16 protein-coding genes, 4 tRNA genes and 1 pseudogene are annotated in these 23,724 nt (G+C 62.9%); 19 read left to right on the top strand and 2 right to left on the bottom strand.

All coding sequences use genetic code 11. The features are described 5' to 3' along the window. The first annotated feature begins 37 nt into the window (after positions 1–37). The 3 genes from AC07X5_RS03890 to corA all read left to right on the top strand — a co-directional run bounded on the left by AC07X5_RS03890 (position 38) and on the right by corA (position 4,295). Complete coding sequence (locus AC07X5_RS03890; protein ID WP_494769110.1) at positions 38–1,144, top strand: peptidase C39 family protein; 1,107 nt, start codon at positions 38–40, stop codon at positions 1,142–1,144. Between the two features lies 1 nt (position 1,145). Continuing rightward, positions 1,146–2,675, top strand: coding sequence for a RimK family ATP-grasp domain-containing protein (locus tag AC07X5_RS03895; RefSeq protein WP_494769111.1), 1,530 nt, complete (start codon positions 1,146–1,148; stop codon positions 2,673–2,675). Between the two features lie 645 nt (positions 2,676–3,320). Then, a complete protein-coding gene (gene corA, locus AC07X5_RS03900; RefSeq protein ID WP_409960952.1) occupies positions 3,321–4,295 on the top strand; it encodes a magnesium/cobalt transporter CorA in 975 nt (324 codons plus the stop codon). Positions 4,296–4,346: 51 nt separating this feature from the next. Here the strand turns inward: corA and AC07X5_RS03905 are convergent, their stop codons facing one another. After that, complete coding sequence (locus AC07X5_RS03905; RefSeq protein ID WP_494769112.1) at positions 4,347–6,221, bottom strand: potassium transporter Kup; 1,875 nt, start codon at positions 6,219–6,221, stop codon at positions 4,347–4,349. 188 nt (positions 6,222–6,409) lie between these two features. After that, positions 6,410–6,790, bottom strand: a pseudogene (locus AC07X5_RS03910) (IS30 family transposase); the annotation flags it as partial. Between the two features lie 289 nt (positions 6,791–7,079). Here AC07X5_RS03910 and AC07X5_RS03915 point away from each other — a divergent pair. The 16 genes from AC07X5_RS03915 (at position 7,080) to rpoC (ending at position 23,686) form a co-directional block, all read left to right on the top strand. Beyond that, a complete protein-coding gene (locus tag AC07X5_RS03915; RefSeq protein WP_494769113.1) occupies positions 7,080–7,322 on the top strand; it encodes a FeoA family protein in 243 nt (80 codons plus the stop codon). Beyond that, a complete protein-coding gene (gene feoB / locus AC07X5_RS03920) occupies positions 7,319–9,214 on the top strand; it encodes a ferrous iron transport protein B (protein ID WP_494769114.1) in 1,896 nt (631 codons plus the stop codon). Before AC07X5_RS03915 ends, feoB begins: the two co-directional genes overlap by 4 nt. Position 9,215: 1 nt before the next feature. Continuing rightward, positions 9,216–9,476: a DUF6587 family protein gene (locus tag AC07X5_RS03925; protein ID WP_494769115.1), complete on the top strand. Its 261-nt coding sequence runs from the start codon at positions 9,216–9,218 to the stop codon at positions 9,474–9,476. Between the two features lie 338 nt (positions 9,477–9,814). Beyond that, positions 9,815–9,900, top strand: a tRNA-Tyr gene (locus AC07X5_RS03930). Positions 9,901–9,975: 75 nt separating this feature from the next. Then, positions 9,976–10,049, top strand: a tRNA-Gly gene (locus tag AC07X5_RS03935). Between the two features lie 61 nt (positions 10,050–10,110). Continuing rightward, positions 10,111–10,185: transfer RNA gene (locus tag AC07X5_RS03940), tRNA-Thr, on the top strand. Between the two features lie 79 nt (positions 10,186–10,264). Next, entirely contained in the window at positions 10,265–11,455 is a 1,191-nt protein-coding gene (gene tuf / locus AC07X5_RS03945; protein WP_494769087.1) for an elongation factor Tu, read from the top strand. Between the two features lie 9 nt (positions 11,456–11,464). Beyond that, positions 11,465–11,540, top strand: a tRNA-Trp gene (locus AC07X5_RS03950). A gap of 90 nt (positions 11,541–11,630) precedes the next feature. Next, positions 11,631–12,014, top strand: coding sequence for a preprotein translocase subunit SecE (gene secE, locus AC07X5_RS03955; RefSeq protein WP_494769116.1), 384 nt, complete (start codon positions 11,631–11,633; stop codon positions 12,012–12,014). Between the two features lie 2 nt (positions 12,015–12,016). After that, positions 12,017–12,613 carry a transcription termination/antitermination protein NusG gene (gene nusG / locus AC07X5_RS03960; RefSeq protein WP_409962812.1) on the top strand — a complete coding sequence of 199 codons (597 nt, stop codon included), beginning with the start codon at positions 12,017–12,019 and terminating at the stop codon, positions 12,611–12,613. 120 nt (positions 12,614–12,733) lie between these two features. Further along, complete coding sequence (rplK, locus tag AC07X5_RS03965) at positions 12,734–13,165, top strand: 50S ribosomal protein L11 (protein ID WP_007850051.1); 432 nt, start codon at positions 12,734–12,736, stop codon at positions 13,163–13,165. Between the two features lies 1 nt (position 13,166). After that, positions 13,167–13,862, top strand: a complete 696-nt coding sequence (gene rplA, locus AC07X5_RS03970; RefSeq protein WP_409962809.1) for a 50S ribosomal protein L1 — start codon at positions 13,167–13,169, stop codon at positions 13,860–13,862. Between the two features lie 236 nt (positions 13,863–14,098). Next, complete coding sequence (gene rplJ / locus AC07X5_RS03975) at positions 14,099–14,623, top strand: 50S ribosomal protein L10 (RefSeq protein WP_492230446.1); 525 nt, start codon at positions 14,099–14,101, stop codon at positions 14,621–14,623. A 40-nt stretch (positions 14,624–14,663) separates the two neighbouring features. Then, a complete protein-coding gene (gene rplL / locus AC07X5_RS03980) occupies positions 14,664–15,041 on the top strand; it encodes a 50S ribosomal protein L7/L12 (protein WP_494769117.1) in 378 nt (125 codons plus the stop codon). A 266-nt stretch (positions 15,042–15,307) separates the two neighbouring features. Next, on the top strand, positions 15,308–19,420 hold the full coding sequence (gene rpoB, locus AC07X5_RS03985) for a DNA-directed RNA polymerase subunit beta (RefSeq protein ID WP_494769118.1): 4,113 nt from the start codon (positions 15,308–15,310) through the stop codon (positions 19,418–19,420). Between the two features lie 21 nt (positions 19,421–19,441). Further along, positions 19,442–23,686 (top strand): DNA-directed RNA polymerase subunit beta', encoded by a 4,245-nt coding sequence (gene rpoC, locus AC07X5_RS03990; protein ID WP_494769119.1) that lies wholly within the window; start codon positions 19,442–19,444, stop codon positions 23,684–23,686. The last annotated feature ends 38 nt before the right edge of the window (positions 23,687–23,724 follow it).

A 23,724-nucleotide genomic window follows, 5' to 3' on the forward strand; every position in this document is an offset into this window, starting at 1 on the left:
CGGACTGGAAAGCGCGCAGAGCGCACCGAGGCCTGCGATGAAGCGCTCCGTCCAAGCCGGTGGGGTGGCGTCGGCAGGTGCCAACGATCTGGCGGAACTGGACAGGCTGGAGCGCTCTGCATTCGATGGAGACCGGATCTCCCTGCGAAGCTGGCAACGCTTGTTGGCCAGTTCCTCTGCACATGTTCTTGTGTGCCGCTCTGAGGTGGGGCTGCACGGTGCCTGCGTGGTATTGCGCCGCCGGGGATCGTCTGTGGCGCGTCTCTATTCCATTGCGGTGGATCCGGCCATGCGTGGCGCAGGCATTGCGGGCCAATTGCTGGCTGCTGCACTGGGCGACGCGAGGCAGGCGGGGTGCGCGGTACTGCGGCTGGAAAGCAGGCTGGACAATGTGTCGGCGCATCGATTGTTCCAGCGCCATGGCTTCATGCAGTCCGGCCGCAAGACCGGGTACTACGAAGACGGCCAGGACGCCCTGTGCTTTCAGCGCGACGTGTTCGATGGTGCTCTGGGAGGCGCGGCCTACGCGGTGCGCCACTACGCCCAGACGCTGGATTTCACGTGCGGACCCTGCGCCTTGATGATGGCAATGTCGGCCATGGACCCTTCCCTGCCCATGAACCAAGCGGCGGAGATCCGCTTGTGGCGCGAAGCCACGACCGTGTTCATGGCCGCAGGCCATGGTGGTTGTGGCCCTTTCGGTCTGGCCAACTCGGCGTTGCGGCGTGGCTTCGAGGTGTCCGTGTATGCGGCCGCGGGGGCATCGCTCTTCATGGACAGCGTTCGTGACCCGCACAAGAAGGGCGTGATCCAGCTGGTGGAGAACGACTTCCGCTCCGAGTTGGTGGAGCACCAGGTTCCCATCTATGCCCGACCCGTGTCTCCCGAAAGCCTGATCGAGCACCTGCGCGCCGGGAGGCTGCCCATCGTGCTCATCAGCCTGTGGCGGCTGCATGGCGAGAAAACGCCCCATTGGGTGGTGATCGTCGGCTTCGACGGCGCAGTTTTTCGCCTTCTCGACCCCATGGTCCGCTCCAGCGACCCCGATGGCGGCATGTCCATCAGCCTGGGGGAGTTCAAAAAGATCGCCAGATACGGACGCCGAAGGCGTACGGCGGCGGTCATCATCTCTGGAAAGAAATAAATTGTCCTCAGAACACGTGATCGTTGTGGAAAAGCTCGCCGACTTCCGATGGGATGAGGCGGGCCTCAAGGTCATCACCGCAGACCAGTTCGTCGCTGAAGAACCGGGCGCACGCGGGCAGTTGCGCAAGGTCACCAACCTGTGCCGAACCTATGGCTACCTCAGCATGGGCTACTACTGCTCGCTGCTCGCAGAGGCCCGTGGCGATCGCGTGACGCCGAGCGTGGACACGATCCTCAGCCTCCAGCGCAAGCGCATGCAGCCCGCTGCCCTGGCTCAGCTCAACCGGCTGATCGGACCACTCAAGGCGATTCCGCGGTCGGTGAACACGCTCACGCTGCATGTGTTCTTCGGTGCCATCGAGGACCCTGACCTGGTTGCGCTCGCGCGCAAGAGCTTTGAGCTGTTTCGCTGCCCGCTGCTGGAAATTACGCTCGAGCGGCAGGAGCAGTCCATGTGCTGGCAGATCGGAGGCATGCAGGCATTGGATCTGCGCGACGTGGACACCTCGCGGGACGAGGTGTTCGTGCAGGCGCTGCGCCAGTACACCCGCCGCAGCTGGCGCCCCTTGATCGCCATGCCATCGCCCAGGATGGACCTGGCGGTGCTGCATGACCCCACCGACCCGTTGCCGCCCTCCAACCTCAAGACGCTCAAGAAGCTGGTGGACGTGGGGCAGGACATGGGGATCGCCGTTGAGCTCATCGAGAAGAAGGACTTCTCGCGGCTCACGCAGTTCGATGCGCTGTTTATCCGCGAGACCACGGCCGTCACTCACCACACCTTCCAGTTTGCCAAGAAGGCCGAGGCCGAAGGCATGCCGGTCATCGATGACCCAGGTTCCATCCTGCGCTGCACCAACAAGGCTTTCCTGGCCGAGCTGCTGCGCGAGAACGCCATCGCCACGCCGATGACCCACATGGCCAGCAGGCGTACCATCGGCGACATGCACAACCGGCTGAATTACCCGCTGGTCGTGAAGGTTCCGGATGGTGCGTTCAGCCGCAGTGTCAAGAAGGCCGACAGCTTCGAGCACCTGCACGATATCGCCAAGGACATGCTCCGGGAGTCCGAGATCATCCTGCTGCAGGAGTTCATGTACACCGACTTCGATTGGCGCATCGGCGTGCTGTCCGGGCAAGCGGTCTTCGCGGCTAAGTATTTCATGTGCGACGGGCACTGGCAGATACTGCAGCATGCCGACAACGGCAAGTACACCGAAGGGCGGGTGCAGGCGGTGCCCCTCGACCAGGTGCCGCCCGAGGTGCTCGATGCCGCGGTCAACTCCGCTCGGCTTGTGGGCAACAGCTTCTATGGCGTGGACCTGAAATCCACAGCTTCGGGCGTGTACGTCATCGAGATCAATGACAACCCTAACCTTGATGTGGGCGTGGAGGATGCAGCCCTGGGCGATGCGCTGTACGTGATGCTGCTTTCGCACTTCCTCAAGCAGGTGGAACGGCGCTTCCACTCCCGTGCGGCGCATCCTGCTGCACAGGGTGCACCGTTGCTGTCTCTGGCTGCCGGATAGACCTCCGCGGCGGGCCGCTATTGCAGGCCCGTACATACTGTGCTCTGCTGGCGGCTTGTGCAGCGCAGGGCATCGCCATGGAACGCAGGCGAAGCATTTCCCAATCCTATCGATGCACCCGCGACGCCAAAGAGCGCCTGGGCACTCCTGCCAATCCGGCCACCGACGCGCTGAGCGCCATCTCCGTGTGGCGCGCCCTGGATGCAGACCGGAGCATCCGTGTGCTGGTCGATGAAGGCGAAGACTACCTGCTGGCGGAGCTCACGTTTGTAAGCGGGCATTTCGACGACGCAATGAACGACCTGGTAGAGCTGTGCGCGGACCATGGGTTCACCATGAGCTGTGCCTGCTGCCGGCTGTCTGGTGCCTGCGGATCAGGGGCAGGTGATTGCGTTCAGTGCGGTCACGCGCAATTCCTTGGCCGTAGTGCCGCTGGGCCTTGCAATCCCAGGCGCTGTGCCGCCGGTACCGGCCGTGAGGCCGGCAGATGTTGGTGGAGCTGGTCTACGTGAAGGTGCTGCCCCGCCTGGTGCATGACGCCGCAAGGCCCAACTCCAGCAGGCTTCAGTGAACACCTGTCTCCAAGACCGATGGTCAGCGTGGCAACATCCGGATCCAGGGTACGAGTAACCAGGAGGATCCCCCATGCTCATCAATTGCGTTGCCTACGAAAACGGTTCCAAGGTGGCCGACATCCCTGTCGCCGACATCAGCGACTACATTGCCAGGCCGGGCTGCTTCGTGTGGGTCGCGCTGGCGGATGCGACTCCCCAAGAGCTGGCCGAAATGCGCGAGGAATTTGGCCTGCACGAACTGGCCGTCGAGGACGCGCACCACGGTCACCAGCGACCCAAGGTGGAGGAGTACGGTTCATCGCTGTTCGTGGTCATGCACCTGCTGGAGCCCGAGCCCGAAAGGCCAGGCCATTTCAACGAGGGCGAGGTCGACGTCTTCGTCGGCCCCAACTACGTGCTTTCGGTTCGGAACCGCAGCAAGCAGGGCTTTCTGGGCGTGCGGGATCGATGCGAGAGAGAGCCTGACTTGCTGCGCCACGGCTCGGGCTTCGTTCTGTATGCGCTGATGGATGCGGTGGTAGACAGGTACTTTCCCATCATCGATGCCTTGGAGGTCGAGCTGGAGAAGATCGAACACCAGATCTTCACCAAGAAGGCGGCTCGGGACAGCATAGAACAGCTGTATCACCTGAAGCAACGGGTCATGCTCCTCAAGCACGCGGTTTCGCCGCTGGTGGAAGGGGTGGGCAAACTGCATGGCGGGCGCGTACCCCAGATCTGCATGGGCTCGCAGGAATACTTCCGGGACGTTGTGGACCACCTGATCCGCATCAACGGCCTGATCGATGGGATGCGCGACACCATTGGGACTGCCATCCAGGTCAACCTGTCCATGGTGACCATCGAAGACAATGAAATCACCAAGCGCCTTGCTTCCTGGGCCGGTATCTTTGCGATCTGCACCGCATTCGTAGGTGTTTGGGGCATGAACTTTGAAAACATGCCCGAGCTGAAGTGGCGCTATGGCTACCCGGCCGCGCTGCTGCTCATCGCCAGCGTTTGTTCCTATGTCTACTATCGGTTCCGCAAGGCGGGCTGGTTGTAGCACCAGGCCGGGTTAGGCCGCGCATGCCCGTTGATCGGCCGCCGCCCGGCCTCAAATCTGCACGCGGGTTCCCAACTCCACCACACCATTGTGGGGAAGCCGCAGGAAGTCGCCGATGCTGCCGGCATTGCGTGCCATCGCCGAGAACAGCGCTTCGCGCCAATGCACCATTCCCGCTCCCCGCGTCGGGATCACGATCTCCCGGCTCAGGAAGTAGGAGAGCTGGAACTCATCGATCTGCAGGCCTTGGCCAGCACAGAGGCGCAGGGCACGCGGCACATCGGGCTCGTCCTTGAAGCCGAAATTCACCTGCACCTTCCAGAACCCGTCAACCAGCGGTTGCACCTGCAGGCGCTCTTCTTCCGGCACCCATGGAACCTCCTGGAAACGCACTGTCAATATGAGGTTTTGCTCGTGCAAGACCTGGTAGTGCTTGAGGTTGTGCAGCAGCGCCTGCGGCACGGTATCGGGATTGGCCACGGCATAGACCGCAGTCCTTGGCGTGCGGCGTGCATTCTCGTCGGCGGCCAGGGCCGTGATGAATGGCAGCAGTTCAGGGTCGTCACGCTGGATGTGCTCCATCAACAGCTCCCGGCCCCGGCGCCATGTGGCCATCACCGCAAAGATGACGATGCCCAGCACGATCGGGAACCAGCCGCCTTGCCAGAACTTGAGCGCGCAGGAGATCACCAGCACGGCATCGACCAGCAGGAACACCCCGGTGGCGGCCAGCGCAAGCGGCAGCGGGTACTTCCACGCGTGCCGCACGACGAAGAACGTGAGCAAGGTGGTAATGAGCATCGTGACCGTCACCGCGATGCCGTAGGCCGATGCCAGCGCGGAGGAACTACCAAAGCCCACCATTGCCAGCAGTACACCAACCATCACGCTCCAGTTGACGAAAGGAACGTAGATCTGCCCGACCTCCTCTGCGGACGTGTGAAAAATCCGCATGCGTGGCAGCAGGCCGAGCTGGATGGCCTGCTTGGTCAGGGAATAGGCACCGGAGATCGTGGCCTGGGAGGCAATCACGGAGGCGAGCGTGGCGAGCACCACGGCCGGGATCAGCCAGGAGGACGGGAAAAGATTGAAGAACGGGTTCTCTAGCGCTGAGGGGTCACCCATCAGCAAGGCACCCTGGCCCATGTAGTTGAGTGCCAGTGACGGCAGTACGAAGGTATTCCAGGCCAGACGGATCGGCTTCTTGCCGAAATGCCCCATGTCGGCGTACAGCGCCTCGGCACCCGTCAGCGCAAGGACGATGGCCCCCATGACGACAAACAGGTGCCATCCGCGGGCCTGCATGAATTCAAGGGCCCTCAACGGGTTGAGCGCGGCCAGGATGGCAGGATTCTGGACAACCTGCACGAGACCCGTGACAGCTAGCACGGAGAACCAGAGGACCACGATGGGGCCGAACAGCTTGCCAACGATGGCGGTCCCAAAGCGCTGCCCGAGGAACAGGCCGATGATCACAGCCGTCGAAATCGGAAGCACATAGGGCTTGAGCGCCGGCGTTGCCGTCTCCAGGCCCTCCATGGCGCTCAGCACCGAGATGGCAGGGGTGATGACGGCATCGCCGTAGAAGAGGGATGCCCCGAGCACGCCGACCAGCAGCAGGATCGTGTGGCGCCTGGGAGTGCTTCCCGCAGCCTTCGCTGCCAATGCCGTGAGCGCCATGATCCCACCCTCGCCCCGGTTGTTGGCCCGAAGGATCAGCACCACGTATTTGAGTGTGACCACAACCATCAGAGCCCACAGGATCGTCGAGACAGCTCCGATGATGTTCGCTGCGTTCAGCGCGAGTGAGTGGGCTGGGTTGAAGACCTCTTTCATCGTGTACAGGGGGCTGGTGCCGATGTCGCCGTAGACGACTCCCAGTGCACTGAGAGTGAGAACTCCCAAGCTTTGCCGATTTGGTTGCATGCGGTGCTTTCTTTTTGGATCAACGTGGGTTCAGTGTGTCGGTGGCAGGCATTTCAAGGCACTGGTGGCATTGTGGTGCAGTGACGTGCTTGCAATGACATCGCAGACCACTGCTGTTTGGGAGGTAGACACTTTTGGCGAACTGTCAATTGGGCGGATTCAAAAAGCGAAGCGCAACACCCTGGATTTCAATGAACAAGGGTGGAGTGCTGCGGATTGTTGATCAGCAACTCGCGGTACACGGCCAGCGGTGATCGTACCCCCAGCCCTTTTCTTGGGCGGTCGTTGATCTCATCGGCTATCGCATCGAGCTGCTCCTGGCTGTAGACACTCAGGTCCGTCCCCTTGGGCAGGTACTGGCGCACCAGGCCATTCATGTTCTCGTTGGAGCCCCTTTGCCAGGGGCTGTGCGGGTCGCAGAAGTACACCGCTATGCCGGTTTGCTCGCTGAGCTTCTCGTGCATGCTTATCTCCCTGCCTTGGGTTTGCATCATGCTCAGGCGCATCGGCTGGGCAATGCCGAGCAGCTTGTCCGTGAAGCCCTGCAAGACGTTGGCAGCACTGGCCGGCTACCTGGTGGTGACGCTGCCAGAGAAGGTGGCCGTGCAGTCCCGGTTCGAGTTCAACGTGGTGGACGATCGCCGCTAGGATTCCGGTGGGGCCCGCCCGCGGCGGGGGAACTTTGGCGCGCGCTCCCGATTCCATGCACCTGCGAGGATGCTGCGGAGGGGCGCTGGCGTGCAATGGATGCACGCCAAAGGCCAATTCTTCCGTGCTCTAATATGTAAATACAACTAATTCTCGTTCTGCCCGGCGGGCGCCACGGCACGGTGCGTGGGGCCGCGGAGGGCATGCTCCATGAAACTACCTGATCTTCCCAATGGCGCCCGAGCCGTGGTGGAGGGCATCGCCTCCTCCAATCCCTTGATCGACGCCACGGCGCTGCGCCGGCTGGGAGAGCTCGGATTTCTGCAGGGCGAGCCACTCACCGTGCTGCGCCGTGGCCCCGGCGGGGTGGAGCCGATTGCGGTGCAGATTGGCGACACGCAATTTGCCTTGCGCATGCTGGAGGCCCAGTGCATCGAGGTGCGTCTGGCATGACGGGCCAAGGACCTTCCCTCGCTGCAGCCACCTTGCCCAGCCTGGCCCTGGTGGGCAATCCCAACTGCGGCAAGACAGCCCTGTTCAACCTGATGACCGGCGCGCGCCAGAAGGTGGCGAACTACGCCGGCGTCACGGTGGAGCGCAAGACCGGCCTGACCCAGCTGGGCGGTGGGCGCTCGGCCTCGGTGATCGACCTGCCCGGCACCTACAGCCTGAATCCGGCCACGCCCGATGAGCAGGTGACGCTGGAGGTGATCGAGGGGCAGCGTGCCGGCGAGGCGATGCCCGACCTGCTCGTGGCCGTGGTCGATGCGACCAACCTGCGCATGAACCTGCGCCTGGTGCTGGAGGTGCGCCGGCTGGGCCGCCCCATGCTGCTGGCGCTCAACATGGCCGATGTGGCGCGCTCGCAGGGGCTCCGGATCGACGTGCCGCGCCTGTCGGCCGAACTCGGTTGCCCGGTGGTGGAGACGGTTGCCGTCAGGCGCGACGGCCATGCGGCGCTGATGGCCGAAATCGCCGCCCAGCTGGACCGGCACGGCGTGGCCGCGCCGCCAGCCGTTCCGGCGGCCGTGCAGGCGGCGGCGTCGGCAGGCGACCTGCAGCGCGAGGTGCGCCGCATCCTGGCGCTGGCGGCACCTGCGGGCGGGCGCAACCAGCGGGTGCAGACCCGGTTGGATGCGGTCGTGATGCACCCGGTGTGGGGCCTGCTGGTGCTGGCGCTGCTGCTGTTCCTGATGTTCCAGGCCGTGTTCGCCTGGGCCAATTGGCCCATGGATGCGATCAAGGGCACCATGGCCTGGCTGGGCGCCCAGATCACCGAAAACATGGACGACGGGCCGCTGCGCAGCCTGCTGGTGGATGGGGTGATCGCGGGCGCGGGCGGGGTGCTGGTGTTCCTGCCGCAGATCCTGATTCTGTTCTTCTTCATCCTGGTGCTCGAGGATTCGGGCTACCTGCCGCGCGCGGCGTTCCTGCTGGACCGGCTGATGGGCAAGGTGGGGCTCTCCGGCCGGGCCTTCATCCCGCTGCTGTCGAGCTTTGCCTGCGCGGTGCCGGGCATCATGGCCACGCGCACCATCGGCCCCTGGAAGGACCGCCTGGCCACCATCATGATTGCGCCGCTGATGACCTGCTCGGCCCGGCTGCCGGTGTATGCGCTGCTGATCGGGGCTTTCGTTCCGGCCACCCCGGTGGGCTGGTTCGACCTGCGCGGGCTGGTGCTGTTCGGCCTGTACGTGGCGGGGGTGGTGTCGGCCATGCTGGTGGCCTGGCTGTTCAAGCGCATCTGGATGAAGAGCAGCTACCAGCCGCTGATGCTGGAGCTGCCGCCCTACCGCATGCCCAGCCCGCGCAATCTGATGCTGGGCCTGTGGGAGCGTGCGCGCATCTTCATCGTGCGCGTGGGCACCATCATCTTCGCGCTGACGGTGGTGCTGTGGTTCCTGTCGAGCTACCCAGCGCCACCGGATGGTGCCACCGGCGCCGCGATCCAGTACAGCGCCGCGGGCTGGCTGGGCCAGGCGTTGCAGCATGTGTTTGCGCCCATCGGCTTCAACTGGCAGATTTCCATCGCCCTGGTGCCCGGCCTGGCTGCGCGCGAGGTGGCGGTAGGGGCCCTGGGCACGGTGTATGCGCTGTCGGCTGCGGGCGATACGGTCGCCGATGCGCTGGCCCCCGTGATCGCGCAGAGCTGGCCGCTGGCCACGGCGCTGTCGCTGCTGGCCTGGTTCGTGTTCGCGCCGCAGTGCCTGTCGACCCTGGCCGTGGTGCGCCGCGAGACCAATTCCTGGCGCTACCCGGCGCTGATGGCCGGCTACCAGTTCGCGCTCGCCTATGCGGCAGCTTTTGCGACCTACCGGATTGCCCTGGCGCTGGGTGGAGGCTGATATGCAAGGACAGATGTGGATCGTGCTGGTGCTCGTGGCTGCCTGCGCCGTGTATGCGGGCTGGAGCCTGGCACCCGCGGTGGCCCGCCGCGCACTTGCGCGGGCGGCGTTGCGCCTGCCGCTGCCGGGCTTCCTGGCGCGCTATTTCGGCAAGGTGGCGTTGCGTGCCAGTGCCGGCTGCGGCTGCGACGGCTGCGATGCCCCGCCACCAGCGCCAGCAAAGGAGCAGCCCATCCGCATCCACCGGCGTTCGGACCCCTGATACGGATTTGCCTTCAACCGCCAACGAGAGTTGGTTCGCCTTGCCGCGCTGCAGCGCTGTCAGCGGCGCCCGTCTGGTCATACGGTCGAATGCAAATCCGTAGGAGGACCGCCGCTTGGTGTGGGATTGTGGTTGAGGCGGGGCCATTTTTTTGTGCACATGCACGACTGAGTTGCCGGGGCATTTGCAGCTGGCATAGAATCGCAGTCTCGGGTGGCAACGGCCAGTGCATGCATCGGCGGCAAGGCGTGGCGACCCGGGTGAAATGTGGTGTTGGGTTTTTTCGTGCGAGTTCTCTCGGAAGCGTAAAAAACCAGTGCTATAATTCGAGATTCTCCGGAGGGGTGCCCGAGTGGCTAAAGGGGGCAGACTGTAAATCTGTTGGCTTACGCCTACACTGGTTCGAATCCAGTCCCCTCCACCAGTAGAAGCAGATGAAAGCAGGTTGCGGCAGGCCCTTGGGGGGTTGGGGCCGCAAGGCCAGTGGTAAGTTGGCTGTGCGGGAGTAGTTCAATGGTAGAACCCTAGCCTTCCAAGCTAATGACGCGGGTTCGATTCCCGTCTCCCGCTCCATTGTTCGGTTTGCTGGTTGGTTGAGAAGAAGTTTTTTTGAGGTCGCGCAAGCGGTTTCAATGCCCATGTGGCTCAGTGGTAGAGCACTCCCTTGGTAAGGGAGAGGTCGCGGGTCCGATTCCCGCCATGGGCACCACCTTCAGGCGCACCCGAAGTTTGTTCGGGTGCGCCGAAATTTCGTTGTGTAGTTGTAGATTTTTTTCGGAGTCGGAAAAATGGCAAAAGGTAAGTTCGAACGGACCAAGCCCCACGTCAACGTGGGTACGATCGGCCACGTGGACCACGGCAAGACGACCCTGACGGCGGCCATCGCCACGGTGCTGTCGGCCAAGTTCGGCGGCGAAGCCAAGGCATACGACCAGATCGACGCAGCCCCTGAAGAAAAGGCCCGCGGCATCACGATCAACACCGCACACGTGGAATACGAAACGGCCAACCGCCACTACGCCCACGTGGACTGCCCCGGCCACGCCGACTATGTGAAGAACATGATCACCGGCGCTGCCCAGATGGACGGCGCCATCCTGGTATGCTCGGCCGCTGACGGCCCCATGCCCCAGACCCGCGAGCACATCCTGCTGGCCCGCCAGGTGGGTGTGCCTTACATCATCGTGTTCCTGAACAAGTGCGACATGGTGGACGACGAAGAACTGCTCGAACTCGTCGAAATGGAAGTGCGCGAACTCCTGGACAAGTACAACTTCCCAGGCGACGACACCCCGATCGTTCGCGGCTCCGCCAAGCTGGCCCTGGAAGGCGACAAGGGCGCCCTGGGCGAAGAAGCCATCATGAAGCTGGCTGACGCACTGGACAACTACATCCCCACGCCAGAGCGCGCTGTGGACGGCGCCTTCCTGATGCCCGTGGAAGACGTGTTCTCGATCTCCGGTCGCGGCACCGTGGTGACCGGCCGTATCGAGCGCGGCATCATCAAGGTCGGCGAAGAAATCGAAATCGTCGGTATCAAGGACACCGTCAAGACCACCTGCACCGGCGTGGAAATGTTCCGCAAGCTGCTGGACCAGGGCCAGGCTGGCGACAACGTTGGCCTGCTGCTGCGCGGCACCAAGCGTGAAGACGTGGAACGCGGCCAGGTGCTGTGCAAGCCCGGCTCGATCAAGCCGCACACCCACTTCACGGCTGAAGTGTATGTGCTGAGCAAGGACGAAGGCGGCCGCCACACCCCGTTCTTCAACAACTACCGTCCCCAGTTCTACTTCCGCACGACCGACGTGACCGGCGCCATCGAGCTGCCAGCGGACAAGGAAATGGTCATGCCAGGCGACAACGTGTCGATCACCGTCAAGCTGATCAACCCCATCGCCATGGAAGAAGGCCTGCGCTTCGCCATCCGTGAAGGCGGCCGTACCGTCGGCGCCGGCGTGGTTGCCAAGATCATCGCCTAATAGCGTTACAGGGGTATAGCTCAATTGGCAGAGCGTCGGTCTCCAAAACCGAAGGTTGTAGGTTCGATTCCTACTGCCCCTGCCACCTGAACAGTGGCACCCAACAAGCCCGCCAGACCCTGGCGGGCTTCGGCGTCTTGGGCGACGCCGCGAATCGGAGCAGGAAACAATACACATGGCCACTTCCCAGGTTGAAACCGTCAATACCGGTGCTGACAAAGCCAAGCTTGCTGCTGTGGCTGCGCTGGTGATTGCATCGGTCGCTGGCTTTTACTTGCTGAGCAAGCAGGGTGCGATTGCCCAGTGGGCCGCATTGATCGTCGGACTGGTTGCTGCCGCTGCCGTGTTCCTGGTGTCCGAGCCAGGCCGGCAGTTTGTCGCGTTTGCGCGCGAGGCCTGGCGCGAAGTGAAAAAGGTCGTATGGCCCACCCGCAAGGAAACCTTGCAGATGACGGTCTACGTGTTCGCATTTGTCGTCATCATGTCGATCTTCCTGTGGGCGACCGACAAGACCCTGGAATGGGTTCTGTACGACCTGCTTTTGGGCTGGAGGAAGTAAGCATGACGACCACCCCTGTGGAAACCACCGGAGCCGAGGCTCTTGCACCTGCCGCCTCGGGCAATCCCGATCTGCGCTGGTACATCGTCCATGCCTACTCGGGCATGGAAAAGGCGGTCGAGCGCAACATCGTGGAGCGCATCGGCCGTTCGGGCATGGAGACCAAGTTCGGCCGCATCCTCGTTCCCACCGAAGAAGTCGTGGAAATGAAGAACGGCCAGCGCAAGACCACCGAGCGCCGCCTGTTCCCTGGCTATGTCTTCGTTGAGATGGTCATGGACGACGACACGTGGCACCTGGTGAAACACACCAACAAGGTCACGGGTTTCGTGGGCGGCGCGAAGAACCGTCCCGCCCCCATCTCGGAGGACGAAGTGCAGAAGATCGTCAGCCAGATGCAGGAAGGCACCGAGAAGCCCCGCCACAAGGTGGAGTTCATGGTGGGCGAGCTGGTCCGTGTCAAGGAAGGCCCATTCACCGACTTCAATGGTTCGGTGGAAGAAGTGAATTATGAGAAGAGCCGTGTGCGGGTGTCCGTCATGATCTTCGGTCGTTCCACCCCGGTGGAGCTCGAATTCGGCCAGGTCGAGAAGACCTGAGCCTGCCATTTTTTGGATGCCGCACCTTTCGGCTCGGTGCGGATGAAAGTGTGTTGAGTCGTTAACCCCGGGGAGCTGCGGCCACATGGCCAAGGCGTTATCACCCGCAAGGAGTAAAGCATGGCGAAGAAAATCGTCGGTTTTATCAAGCTGCAAGTTCCAGCTGGTAAGGCCAACCCATCCCCACCGATCGGCCCAGCACTGGGTCAGCGTGGCCTCAACATCATGGAGTTCTGCAAGGCATTCAATGCGCAGACCCAGGGCGTTGAGCCAGGCCTGCCATTGCCCGTGGTCATCACGGCTTTCGCAGACAAGAGCTTCACCTTCATCATCAAGACGCCGCCTGCGACGACTCTGATCAAGAAGGCCATCAAGCTCGACAAGGGTTCCTCGAACCCTCTGAAGACCAAGGTCGGCAAGATCACGCGCGAGCAGCTCGAAGAAATCGCCAAGACCAAGATGAAGGACATGAACGCTGCCAACGTCGACGCCGCTGTGCGCACGCTGGCCGGCTCTGCACGCTCGATGGGCGTGACGGTGGAGGGTTTGTAAAATGGCCAAGCTGACCAAGAAGCAAAAAGCCCTGCAAGGCAAGGTCGACAGCACCAAGCTGTACGCATTCGCTGAAGCAGTTGCGATCGTGAAGGAAGCCGCTACGGCCAAGTTCGACGAATCCATCGATGTGGCCGTTCAGCTTGGCATCGATGCCAAGAAGTCCGACCAGGTGGTTCGCGGCGCCGTGGTGCTGCCCAACGGCACTGGCAAGACGACCCGCGTGGCCGTGTTCGCCCAGGGCGCCAAGGCTGAAGAAGCCAAGGCCGCTGGCGCCGACATCGTCGGCATGGACGACCTGGCCGCCATGGTCAAGGCCGGCGACATGCCTTTCGACGTGGTGATCGCTGCCCCTGACGCCATGCGCGTCGTCGGTACGCTGGGCCAGATCCTGGGCCCACGCGGCCTGATGCCCAACCCCAAGGTGGGCACCGTGACGCCTGACGTCGCTACGGCTGTGAAGAACGCCAAGGCTGGTCAAGTGCAGTTCCGCGTGGACAAGGCCGGTATCGTGCACAGCACGATCGGTCGCCGCTCGTTCGACAACGACAAGCTGCAAGGCAACCTGTCGGCACTGATCGAAGCCCTGAACAAGGCCAAGCCCGCAACCAGCAAGGGCCTGTACCTGCGCAAGGTGGCCGTGTCCTCCACGATGGGCCTGGGCGTCCGCGTGGATACGCAGACCATCGCAGCGTAATTGCAAGAAATCTTCGGGCCGGCCTTCGGGCGGGTCCGATGTGGTGGGCCGGGGCTGTTTCGATAGTCCCGGGCCATCCAAGACCGTTGGTGCGCGAGTCGGTCGCGCTTAAAGCCACAAAAGGCGCCAACGCAGATGGCGATCCCGCTGCAGATGGAAATTTTCCTGAACAGTTGGTCGCTGCAACAAGAGCGTGCACGAGGCCATCGCCGAGTGCGCATTTTAAGGAGTAGACCTTGAGTCTTAATCGCAGTGAGAAAGAAGCGGTCATCAATGAAGTGACCAGCCTCGCCGCAAAAGCTCAAACGCTTGTGATCGCGGAATACCGCGGCATCACGGTCGCCGACATGACCAAACTGCGTGTTGATGCCCGCAGCAAGGGCGTGAGCCTGAGTGTTCTGAAGAACACCTTGGCCCGCCGTGCTGTGGCTGGCAGCGCATTTGACGTGGTGGCCGACCAGATGACCGGTCCGCTGATCTACGGCTTCTCCGAAGACGCTGTGGCCGCCGCCAAGGTGGTGGCCGATTTCGCGAAGACCAACGACAAGCTGGTGATTCGCGGTGGCGCTTTCGGTGGCAAGGCCCTGGATGTCAACGGCGTTAAGCAACTGGCCAACATTCCTTCCAAGGAAGTGCTGCTGGCCCAGATTTGTGGCTTGCTTATGTCCCCCATGTCGCGTACGGCCGTTGTGCTGGGCGCACTGGCGGCGAAAAAAGGCGAAGGCGCAGCCCCTGTGGCCGCCGAACCTGCAGCGGCTTGATAGCCGGGCAGTCAACCAACACAATTGTTAGGAAATCAAAATGGCATTCGATAAAGACGCATTTTTGACCGCGCTGGACAGCATGACGGTTCTGGAACTCAATGACCTGGTGAAGGCCATTGAAGAGAAGTTTGGCGTGAGCGCTGCAGCCATGGCTGCACCCGCTGCCGGCGGCGGCGGCGGTGCTGCTGCAGCTGCAGAAGAGAAGACGGAATTCAACGTGGTTCTGGTCGAAGCCGGCGCCAACAAGGTGTCCGTCATCAAGGCAGTGCGCGAAATCACCGGCCTGGGCCTCAAGGAAGCCAAGGACCTGGTGGACGGCGCTCCAAAGAACGTCAAGGAAGCTATTGCCAAGGCCGACGCCGAAGCAGCAGTCAAGAAGCTGGTGGAAGCTGGCGCCAAGGCTGAACTGAAGTAATTCGGTCCCTTGCAAGGGCTGGAGTGCTCCTCGCGGGCCTCCAGCCTTTGGCGCTTTCAGAGCGCACCCGAAAGCCGCTGTGCCAAAGCGGGCTTTCGAGTGTCTTCTGACAACCCCGACAGCAGAAGATGCCTTGGTTCGGGTGATGTGCAACGCATCGCCGTCCGCCATGGTTGGTAGTGGCCAACCGCCAAGCCCGCAAGGAGGAGAGCCTTTGCGGGTCAGTCGTCGAAGACCCAGGACTCATGTCTTTGCCCGGAGATCTCATGGCCTATTCCTATACCGAACGCAAGCGAATCCGCAAAAGTTTCGGCAGCCGCGACAGCGTGCTGGAAGTCCCTTATCTGCTGCAGATGCAGAAGGACGCATACACCGCTTTCCTGCAGGCTGACAAAGCACCCCAGAAACGGACCATTGAAGGGCTGCAAGCCGCCTTTGACGCGGCCTTCCCCATCGTCTCCCACAACGGTTTTGTGGAGATGAAGTTCATCGAGTACAACCTGGCCAAGCCGGCTTTCGATGTGCGCGAGTGCCAGACCCGTGGCCTGACCTTCGCCTCGGCCGTGCGCGCCAAGGTGCAGCTGATCATCTATGACCGCGAGTCTTCGACCTCGCAGTCCAAGGTGGTCAAGGAAGTGAAGGAACAAGAGGTCTACATGGGCGAAGTGCCCCTGATGACCGAGAAGGGCTCCTTCATCATCAACGGCACGGAACGTGTGATCGTTTCGCAGCTGCACCGCTCGCCAGGCGTGTTCTTCGAGCACGACAAGGGCAAGACCCACAGCTCGGGCAAGCTGCTGTTCTCCGCACGCATCATCCCCTACCGCGGTTCCTGGCTGGACTTCGAATTCGACCCGAAGGACATCCTGTACTTCCGCGTGGACCGTCGCCGCAAGATGCCGGTCACGATCCTGCTCAAGGCCATCGGCCTGAACCCCGAGTCCATCCTCGCGAACTTCTTCGTGAACGACAACTTCCGCATCATGGACAGCGGTGCGCAGATGGAGTTCGTGCCCGAGCGCCTGCGTGGCGAAGTGGCGCGTTTCGACATCACCGACAAGTCGGGCAAGGTCGTGGTCGCCAAGGACAAGCGCGTCACCGCGCGCCACACCCGTGAACTGGAGCAGTCCGGCACCACGCACATCAGCGTGCCCGAAGACTTCCTGATCGGCCGCGTGGTGGCCCGCAACATCGTCGACACGGACACCGGCGAAATCATCGCCAAGGCCAACGACGAGCTGACCGAGACGCTGCTCAAGAAGCTGCGCGTGGCCGGCATCCAGGACGTGCAGTGCATCTACACCAACGAACTCGACCAGGGCGCGTACATGTCGCAGACCCTGCGCATCGACGAGACGGTGGACGAGTTCGCTGCGCGCGTGGCCATCTACCGCATGATGCGTCCCGGCGAGCCGCCAACGGAAGACGCCGTGCAGGCCCTGTTCCAGCGCCTGTTCTACAACCCCGACACGTACGACCTGTCGCGCGTGGGCCGCATGAAGTTCAACGCCAAGATCGGCCGCGACGAATCCACCGGCCCCATGGTGCTGTCCAACGAGGACATTCTGGCCGTGGTCAAGATCCTGGTGGACCTGCGCAACGGCAACGGCGAAGTCGATGACATCGATCACCTGGGCAACCGCCGCGTGCGCTGCGTGGGCGAACTGGCCGAAAACCAGTACCGCACCGGCCTGGCACGTATCGAGAAGGCCGTGAAGGAGCGTCTGGGCCAGGCCGAGCAAGAGCCGCTGATGCCCCACGATCTGATCAACAGCAAGCCGATCTCGGCCGCGCTGAAGGAATTCTTCGGCGCCTCGCAGCTGTCGCAGTTCATGGACCAGACCAACCCGCTGGCAGAAATCACGCACAAGCGCCGTGTTTCCGCACTGGGCCCGGGCGGTCTGACCCGCGAACGCGCAGGCTTCGAAGTGCGCGACGTGCACGTGACCCACTACGGCCGCGTCTGCCCTATCGAAACGCCTGAAGGCCCGAACATCGGCCTGATCAACTCGCTGGCCCTGTACGCCCGCCTCAACGAGTACGGTTTCATCGAAACCCCGTACCGTCGTGTGGTGGATGGCAAGGTCACGAACGAGATCGACTACCTGTCGGCCATCGAAGAAGGCAAGTACGTGATCGCGCAGGCCAACGCCGTGCTCGACAAGGATGGCCGCCTCTCGGGCGACCTGGTGTCGGCCCGTGAAAAGGGTGAATCCATCCTGTGCGGCGCCGACCGCGTTCAGTACATGGACGTGTCGCCCGCGCAGATCGTGTCGGTCGCTGCCTCGCTGGTTCCGTTCCTGGAGCACGACGATGCGAACCGCGCGCTGATGGGCGCCAACATGTCGCGCCAGGCCGTGCCTGTGCTGCGTCCCGAGAAGCCCCTGGTGGGCACGGGTATCGAGCGCGTAGCGGCTGTCGACTCCGGCACCGTGGTCACGGCCAACCGTGGCGGTGTGGTGGACTACGTGGACGCGACCCGCATCGTGGTGCGCGTGAACGACGCCGAAGCCGTTGCCGGTGAAGTGGGCGTGGACATCTACAACCTCATCAAGTACCAGCGTTCCAACCAGAACACCAACATCCACCAGCGCCCCATCGTCAAGAAGGGCGACATGCTGGTCAAGGGTGACGTGATTGCCGACGGCGCATCGACGGACTTCGGCGAAATCGCCATCGGCCAGAACATGCTGATCGCCTTCATGCCCTGGAACGGCTACAACTTCGAAGACTCGATCCTGATCTCCGAACGCGTGGTGGCCGAAGACCGCTACACCTCGATCCACATCGAGGAACTGGTGGTCATGGCCCGCGACACCAAGCTGGGCGCGGAAGAAATCACGCGCGACATCCCGAACCTGTCCGAGCAGCAACTGAACCGCCTGGACGAGTCCGGCATCATCTACGTGGGCGCCGAAGTGCAGCCCGGCGACACGCTGGTCGGCAAGGTCACGCCCAAGGGCGAGACCACCCTCACGCCCGAAGAGAAGCTCCTGCGCGCCATCTTCGGCGAGAAGGCTTCCGACGTGAAGGACACCTCGCTGCGCGTGGACCAGGGCTCGCAAGGCACCGTGATCGACGTGCAGGTGTTCACCCGTGAAGGCATCCAGCGCGACAAGCGCGCCCAGCAGATCATCGACGATGAACTCAAGCGCTTCCGCCTGGACCTGAACGACCAGTTGCGCATCGTCGAGGCCGACGCCTTCGACCGTATCGAGAAGCTGCTCAACGGCCGCGTGGCCAACGGCGGCCCGCAGAAGCTGGCCAAGGGCACGAAGATCGACAAGGCCTACCTGGCTTCGGTGGAGAAGTTCCACTGGTTCGACATCCGCCCTGCGGAAGACGAAGTCGCCACCCAGCTCGAATCCATCAAGAACGCCCTGGAGCAGACGCGCCACAGCTTCGACCTGGCTTTCGAAGAAAAGCGCAAGAAGCTCACGCAAGGCGACGAGCTGCCGGCTGGCGTGCTCAAGATGGTCAAGGTCTACCTGGCCGTCAAGCGCCGCCTGCAGCCTGGTGACAAGATGGCCGGCCGCCACGGCAACAAGGGTGTGGTGTCCAAGATCGTTCCGGTCGAAGACATGCCCTACATGGCCGACGGCACCCCTGCCGACATCGTGCTGAACCCGCTGGGCGTGCCCTCGCGGATGAACATCGGCCAGGTGCTCGAAGTCCACCTGGGCTGGGCCGGCAAGGGCATTGGCCAGCGCATCGGCGACATGCTGCAGCAGGAAGCCAAGGCGAGCGAGCTGCGTGCCTTCTTCGAAGAGGTCTACAACTCGCGCGGCCGCAAGGAAGACCTGTCGCAGCTGACCGACGACGACCTGCTGTCCATGGCGCAGCACCTGACGGCCGGTGTGCCCTACGCGACCCCCGTGTTCGATGGTGCTTCGGAAGAAGAAATCATGGACATGCTCAAGCTGGCGTATCCGGACGACCTGGCCGCGCGCAAGGGCTTGACGCCCACGCGCACGCAGGCCTACCTGCACGATGGCCGCACCGGTGACCGCTTCGAGCGCCCCACCACCATCGGCTACATGCACTACCTGAAGCTGCACCATCTGGTGGACGACAAGATGCACGCCCGTTCCACGGGTCCGTACTCCCTGGTCACGCAGCAGCCGCTGGGCGGCAAGGCCCAGTTCGGTGGCCAGCGTTTCGGGGAAATGGAAGTGTGGGCACTGGAAGCCTACGGTGCCGCCTACGTGCTGCAGGAAATGCTCACGGTCAAGTCCGACGACGTGGTCGGTCGTACCAAGGTGTACGAGTCCATCGTCAAGGGCGAACACGCGATCGAAGCCGGCATGCCGGAATCGTTCAATGTGCTGGTCAAGGAAATCCGTTCGCTGGGCCTGGACATCGAGCTGGAACGCTCCTAAGCGGAAAAGGAAAGAGTCACTATGAAATCGCTACTCGACCTGTTCAAGCAATTCACGCCGGATGAGCACTTCGATGCCATCCGCATCGGCATGGCTTCGCCCGAGAAGATCCGTTCGTGGTCTTTCGGCGAAGTGAAGAAGCCCGAAACCATCAACTACCGCACGTTCAAGCCCGAGCGCGATGGCCTGTTCTGCGCCAAGATCTTCGGTCCCATCAAGGATTACGAATGCCTGTGCGGCAAGTACAAGCGCCTCAAGCACCGCGGCGTGATCTGCGAGAAGTGCGGCGTTGAAGTCACGCAGACCAAGGTGCGCCGCGAGCGCATGGGCCACATCGACCTGGCCGCGCCCTGCGCCCACATCTGGTTCCTGAAGTCCCTGCCTTCGCGCCTGGGCCTGGTGCTGGACATGACGCTGCGCGACATCGAACGCGTGCTGTACTTCGAAGCCTACGTGGTGACGGACCCCGGCATGACCCCGCTGAAGAAGTTCAGCATCATGTCCGAGGACGACTACGACGCCAAGCGCAAGGAATACGGCGATGAGTTCATCGCCAAGATGGGCGCCGAAGGCATCAAGGACCTGCTGGAATCCATCGACATCGACCTGTCGATCGAACGCCTGCGCGGCGACCTGACCGGCTCCGAAGTCAAGGTCAAGAAGAACGCCAAGCGCCTGAAGGTGCTGGAAGCGTTCAAGAAGTCGGGCATCAAGCCCGAGTGGATGGTGCTGGAAGTGCTGCCCGTGCTGCCACCGGACCTGCGTCCGCTGGTGCCGCTGGACGGCGGCCGCTTCGCGACCTCCGACCTGAACGACCTGTACCGCCGCGTCATCAACCGCAACTCGCGTCTGCGCCGCCTGCTGGAGCTGAAGGCCCCTGAAATCATCGCCCGCAACGAAAAGCGGATGCTGCAGGAAGCCGTGGACTCGCTGCTGGACAACGGCCGCCGTGGCAAGGCCATGACGGGCGCCAACAAGCGTGCCCTGAAGTCGCTGGCCGACATGATCAAGGGCAAGTCCGGCCGTTTCCGCCAGAACCTGCTGGGCAAGCGCGTGGACTACTCCGGTCGTTCCGTGATCACCGTGGGCCCGACGCTCAAGCTGCACCAGTGCGGCCTGCCCAAGCTGATGGCCCTGGAGCTGTTCAAGCCCTTCATCTTCTCGCGCCTGGAAGCCATGGGCATCGCGACGACGATCAAGGCTGCCAAGAAGGAAGTCGAATCCGGCACGCCGGTGGTATGGGACATCCTGGAAGAGGTCATCAAGGAACACCCGGTGATGCTCAACCGTGCGCCTACGCTGCACCGCCTGGGCATCCAGGCGTTCGAGCCCATCCTGATCGAAGGCAAGGCCATCCAGCTGCACCCCCTCGTCTGCGCGGCCTTCAACGCCGACTTCGACGGTGACCAGATGGCCGTCCACGTCCCGCTGTCGGTGGAAGCGCAGATGGAAGCCCGCACGCTGATGCTGGCCTCCAACAACGTGCTGTTCCCCGCCTCGGGCGAACCCTCCATCGTTCCTTCGCAGGACGTGGTGCTGGGCCTGTACTACGCCACCCGCGACCGCATCAACGGCAAGGGCGAAGGCCTGATCTTCGCCGACACCGGCGAAGTGCAGCGCGCCTTCGACGCGGGCGAGGTCGAGCTGGCCACGCGCATCAACGTGCGTCTGACCGAGTGGACCAAGAACAAGGAAACCGGCGAGTTCGTGCCTGAGACCAAGATGGTGGAAACCACCACGGGCCGTGCGCTGCTGTCCGAAATCCTGCCCAAGGGCCTTCCCTTCTCGAACATCAACAAGGCACTCAAGAAGAAGGAAATCTCCAAGCTCATCAACGTCTCCTTCCGCAAGTGCGGTCTGAAGGAAACGGTGGTGTTCGCCGACAAGCTGCTGCAAAACGGTTTCCGCCTGGCCACGCGCGCCGGCATCTCCATCTGCATCGACGACATGCTGGTGCCGCCGCAAAAGGCCGGCATCATCGAGCGCTCCGAGAAGGAAGTGAAGGAGATCGAGCAGCAGTACGTCTCGGGTCTGGTGACCTCGGGCGAGCGCTACAACAAGGTGGTGGACATCTGGGGCAAGGCCGGCGACGAAGTGTCCAAGGTGATGATGGCCCAGCTGTCCAAGCAGAAGGTCACGGACCGCCACGGCAAGGAAGTGGACCAGGAGTCCTTCAACTCCATCTACATGATGGCCGACTCCGGTGCCCGCGGCTCTGCCGCCCAGATCCGCCAGGTGGCCGGCATGCGCGGCCTGATGGCCAAGCCGGACGGCTCGATCATCGAGACGCCCATCACCGCGAACTTCCGCGAAGGCCTGAACGTGCTGGAGTACTTCATCTCCACCCACGGTGCCCGTAAGGGTCTGGCCGACACGGCGCTGAAGACGGCCAACTCCGGCTACCTGACGCGCCGCCTGGTGGACGTGACGCAGGACCTGGTCGTGACCGAAGAGGATTGCAACACCGCCAATGGCTCGCTGATGCGCGCCATCGTCGAAGGCGGTGAAGTGATCGAATCGCTGCGCGACCGTATCCTGGGCCGCACCGCTGCCGAAGACGTGCTGCACCCCGAAACCCGCAAGGTGCTGGTGCCTGCCGGCGTGATGCTGGAAGAAGACCTGATCGAGGAAATCGAAGCCGCCGGCGTGGACGAAGTGAAGGTGCGCACCGCACTGACCTGCGAAACCCGCTATGGCCTGTGCGCCAAGTGCTACGGCCGCGACCTGGGCCGTGGCGGCCTGATCAACCTCGGCGAAGCCGTGGGTGTGATCGCTGCCCAGTCCATCGGTGAACCCGGCACGCAGCTGACCATGCGTACCTTCCACATCGGTGGTGCCGCATCGCGCGCTGCCATCGCATCGAGCGTGGAAGCCAAGTCCAACGGCGTGATCGGCTTCAACGCCACGATGCGCTACGTGAGCAACACCAAGGGCGAGCTGGTGGTGATTGCGCGTTCGGGTGAGATCATCATCCATGACGAGCATGGCCGCGAGCGCGAGCGCCACAAGGTGCCGTACGGTGCCCTGCTGACGGTGAAGGCCGACCAGTCCATCAAGGCCGGTACCATCCTGGCCAACTGGGACCCGCTGACCCGCCCGATCATTACCGAGTTCGCCGGCCAGGTGAAGTTCGAGAACGTCGAGGAAGGCCTCACGGTTGCCAAGCAGCTGGACGAAGTGACCGGCCTGTCCACCCTGGTGGTGATCGACCCTAAGCGCCGCGGCGCTGCCAAGGTCGTGCGCCCGCAGGTCAAGCTGATCGATGCGCAGAACAACGAAGTGAAGATCCCTGGTACCGACCACTCGGTGACCATCGGCTTCCAGATCGGTTCGCTCATCCAGGTGCGTGACGGCCAGGACGTGGGCCCCGGCGAAGTGCTGGCGCGTATTCCGGTCGAAGGCCAGAAGACCCGCGACATCACCGGCGGTCTGCCCCGCGTGGCCGAGCTGTTCGAAGCCCGTACCCCGAAGGACAAGGGCACGCTGGCCGAGATGACCGGTACCGTGTCGTTCGGCAAGGAAACCAAGGGCAAGGTCCGCCTGCAGATCACCGACCCCGAAGGCCACGTGTTCGAAGAGCTCGTGCCCAAGGAAAAGAACATCCTGGTGCACGAAGGCCAGGTGGTGAACAAGGGCGAGTCCATCGTCGACGGCCCGGCCGATCCGCAGGACATCCTGCGCCTGCTGGGCATCGAGGAACTGTCGCGCTACATCGTCGATGAAGTGCAGGACGTGTACCGCTTGCAGGGCGTGAAGATCAACGACAAGCACATCGAGGTGATCGTTCGCCAGATGCTGCGCCGCGTCGTGGTCGAGAACGTCGGCGAGTCGAACTACATCGGTGGCGAGCAGGTCGAGCGTTCCGAGATCCTCAACACCAACGACGCACTGCAGTCCGAAGGCAAGATCCCTGCGACCTACAGCAACCTGCTGCTGGGTATCACGAAGGCGTCGCTGTCCACCGACTCGTTCATCTCGGCGGCTTCCTTCCAGGAAACCACCCGCGTGCTCACCGAGGCTGCCATCATGGGCAAGCGCGACGAGCTGCGTGGCCTGAAGGAAAACGTCATCGTGGGCCGCCTGATCCCTGCCGGTACCGGCATGGCTTACCACCAGGCGCGCAAGGCCAAGGACGCCATGGACGACGCCGAGCGCCGCGCCATCGCCGAAGCCGAAGCCGCTGAAATGGCTGCCTCGTCGACGGACGATGCCCCGGAAGTCGAAGGCAGCACGACCAGCACCGCCACGGACGCTTCCGCAGACTGAGCCAGCGCCTTGGCTGCACCGGACCAGGCCCCAGCGAT

This window comes from Acidovorax sp. GW458-11-26-14-TSB4 (assembly GCF_059423865.1).

Coding starts and splice junctions, on each gene's coding strand:
- AC07X5_RS03890 (WP_494769110.1), top strand. CDS start 38: ATGAAGCGCTCCGTCCAAGCCGGTGGGGTGGCGTCGGCAGGTGCCAAC.
- corA (WP_409960952.1), top strand. CDS start 3,321: ATGCTCATCAATTGCGTTGCCTACGAAAACGGTTCCAAGGTGGCCGAC.
- AC07X5_RS03905 (WP_494769112.1), bottom strand. CDS start 6,221: ATGCAACCAAATCGGCAAAGCTTGGGAGTTCTCACTCTCAGTGCACTG.
- AC07X5_RS03915 (WP_494769113.1), top strand. CDS start 7,080: ATGAAACTACCTGATCTTCCCAATGGCGCCCGAGCCGTGGTGGAGGGC.
- feoB (WP_494769114.1), top strand. CDS start 7,319: ATGACGGGCCAAGGACCTTCCCTCGCTGCAGCCACCTTGCCCAGCCTG.
- AC07X5_RS03925 (WP_494769115.1), top strand. CDS start 9,216: ATGCAAGGACAGATGTGGATCGTGCTGGTGCTCGTGGCTGCCTGCGCC.
- tuf (WP_494769087.1), top strand. CDS start 10,265: ATGGCAAAAGGTAAGTTCGAACGGACCAAGCCCCACGTCAACGTGGGT.
- secE (WP_494769116.1), top strand. CDS start 11,631: ATGGCCACTTCCCAGGTTGAAACCGTCAATACCGGTGCTGACAAAGCC.
- nusG (WP_409962812.1), top strand. CDS start 12,017: ATGACGACCACCCCTGTGGAAACCACCGGAGCCGAGGCTCTTGCACCT.
- rplK (WP_007850051.1), top strand. CDS start 12,734: ATGGCGAAGAAAATCGTCGGTTTTATCAAGCTGCAAGTTCCAGCTGGT.
- rplA (WP_409962809.1), top strand. CDS start 13,167: ATGGCCAAGCTGACCAAGAAGCAAAAAGCCCTGCAAGGCAAGGTCGAC.
- rplL (WP_494769117.1), top strand. CDS start 14,664: ATGGCATTCGATAAAGACGCATTTTTGACCGCGCTGGACAGCATGACG.
- rpoB (WP_494769118.1), top strand. CDS start 15,308: ATGGCCTATTCCTATACCGAACGCAAGCGAATCCGCAAAAGTTTCGGC.
- rpoC (WP_494769119.1), top strand. CDS start 19,442: ATGAAATCGCTACTCGACCTGTTCAAGCAATTCACGCCGGATGAGCAC.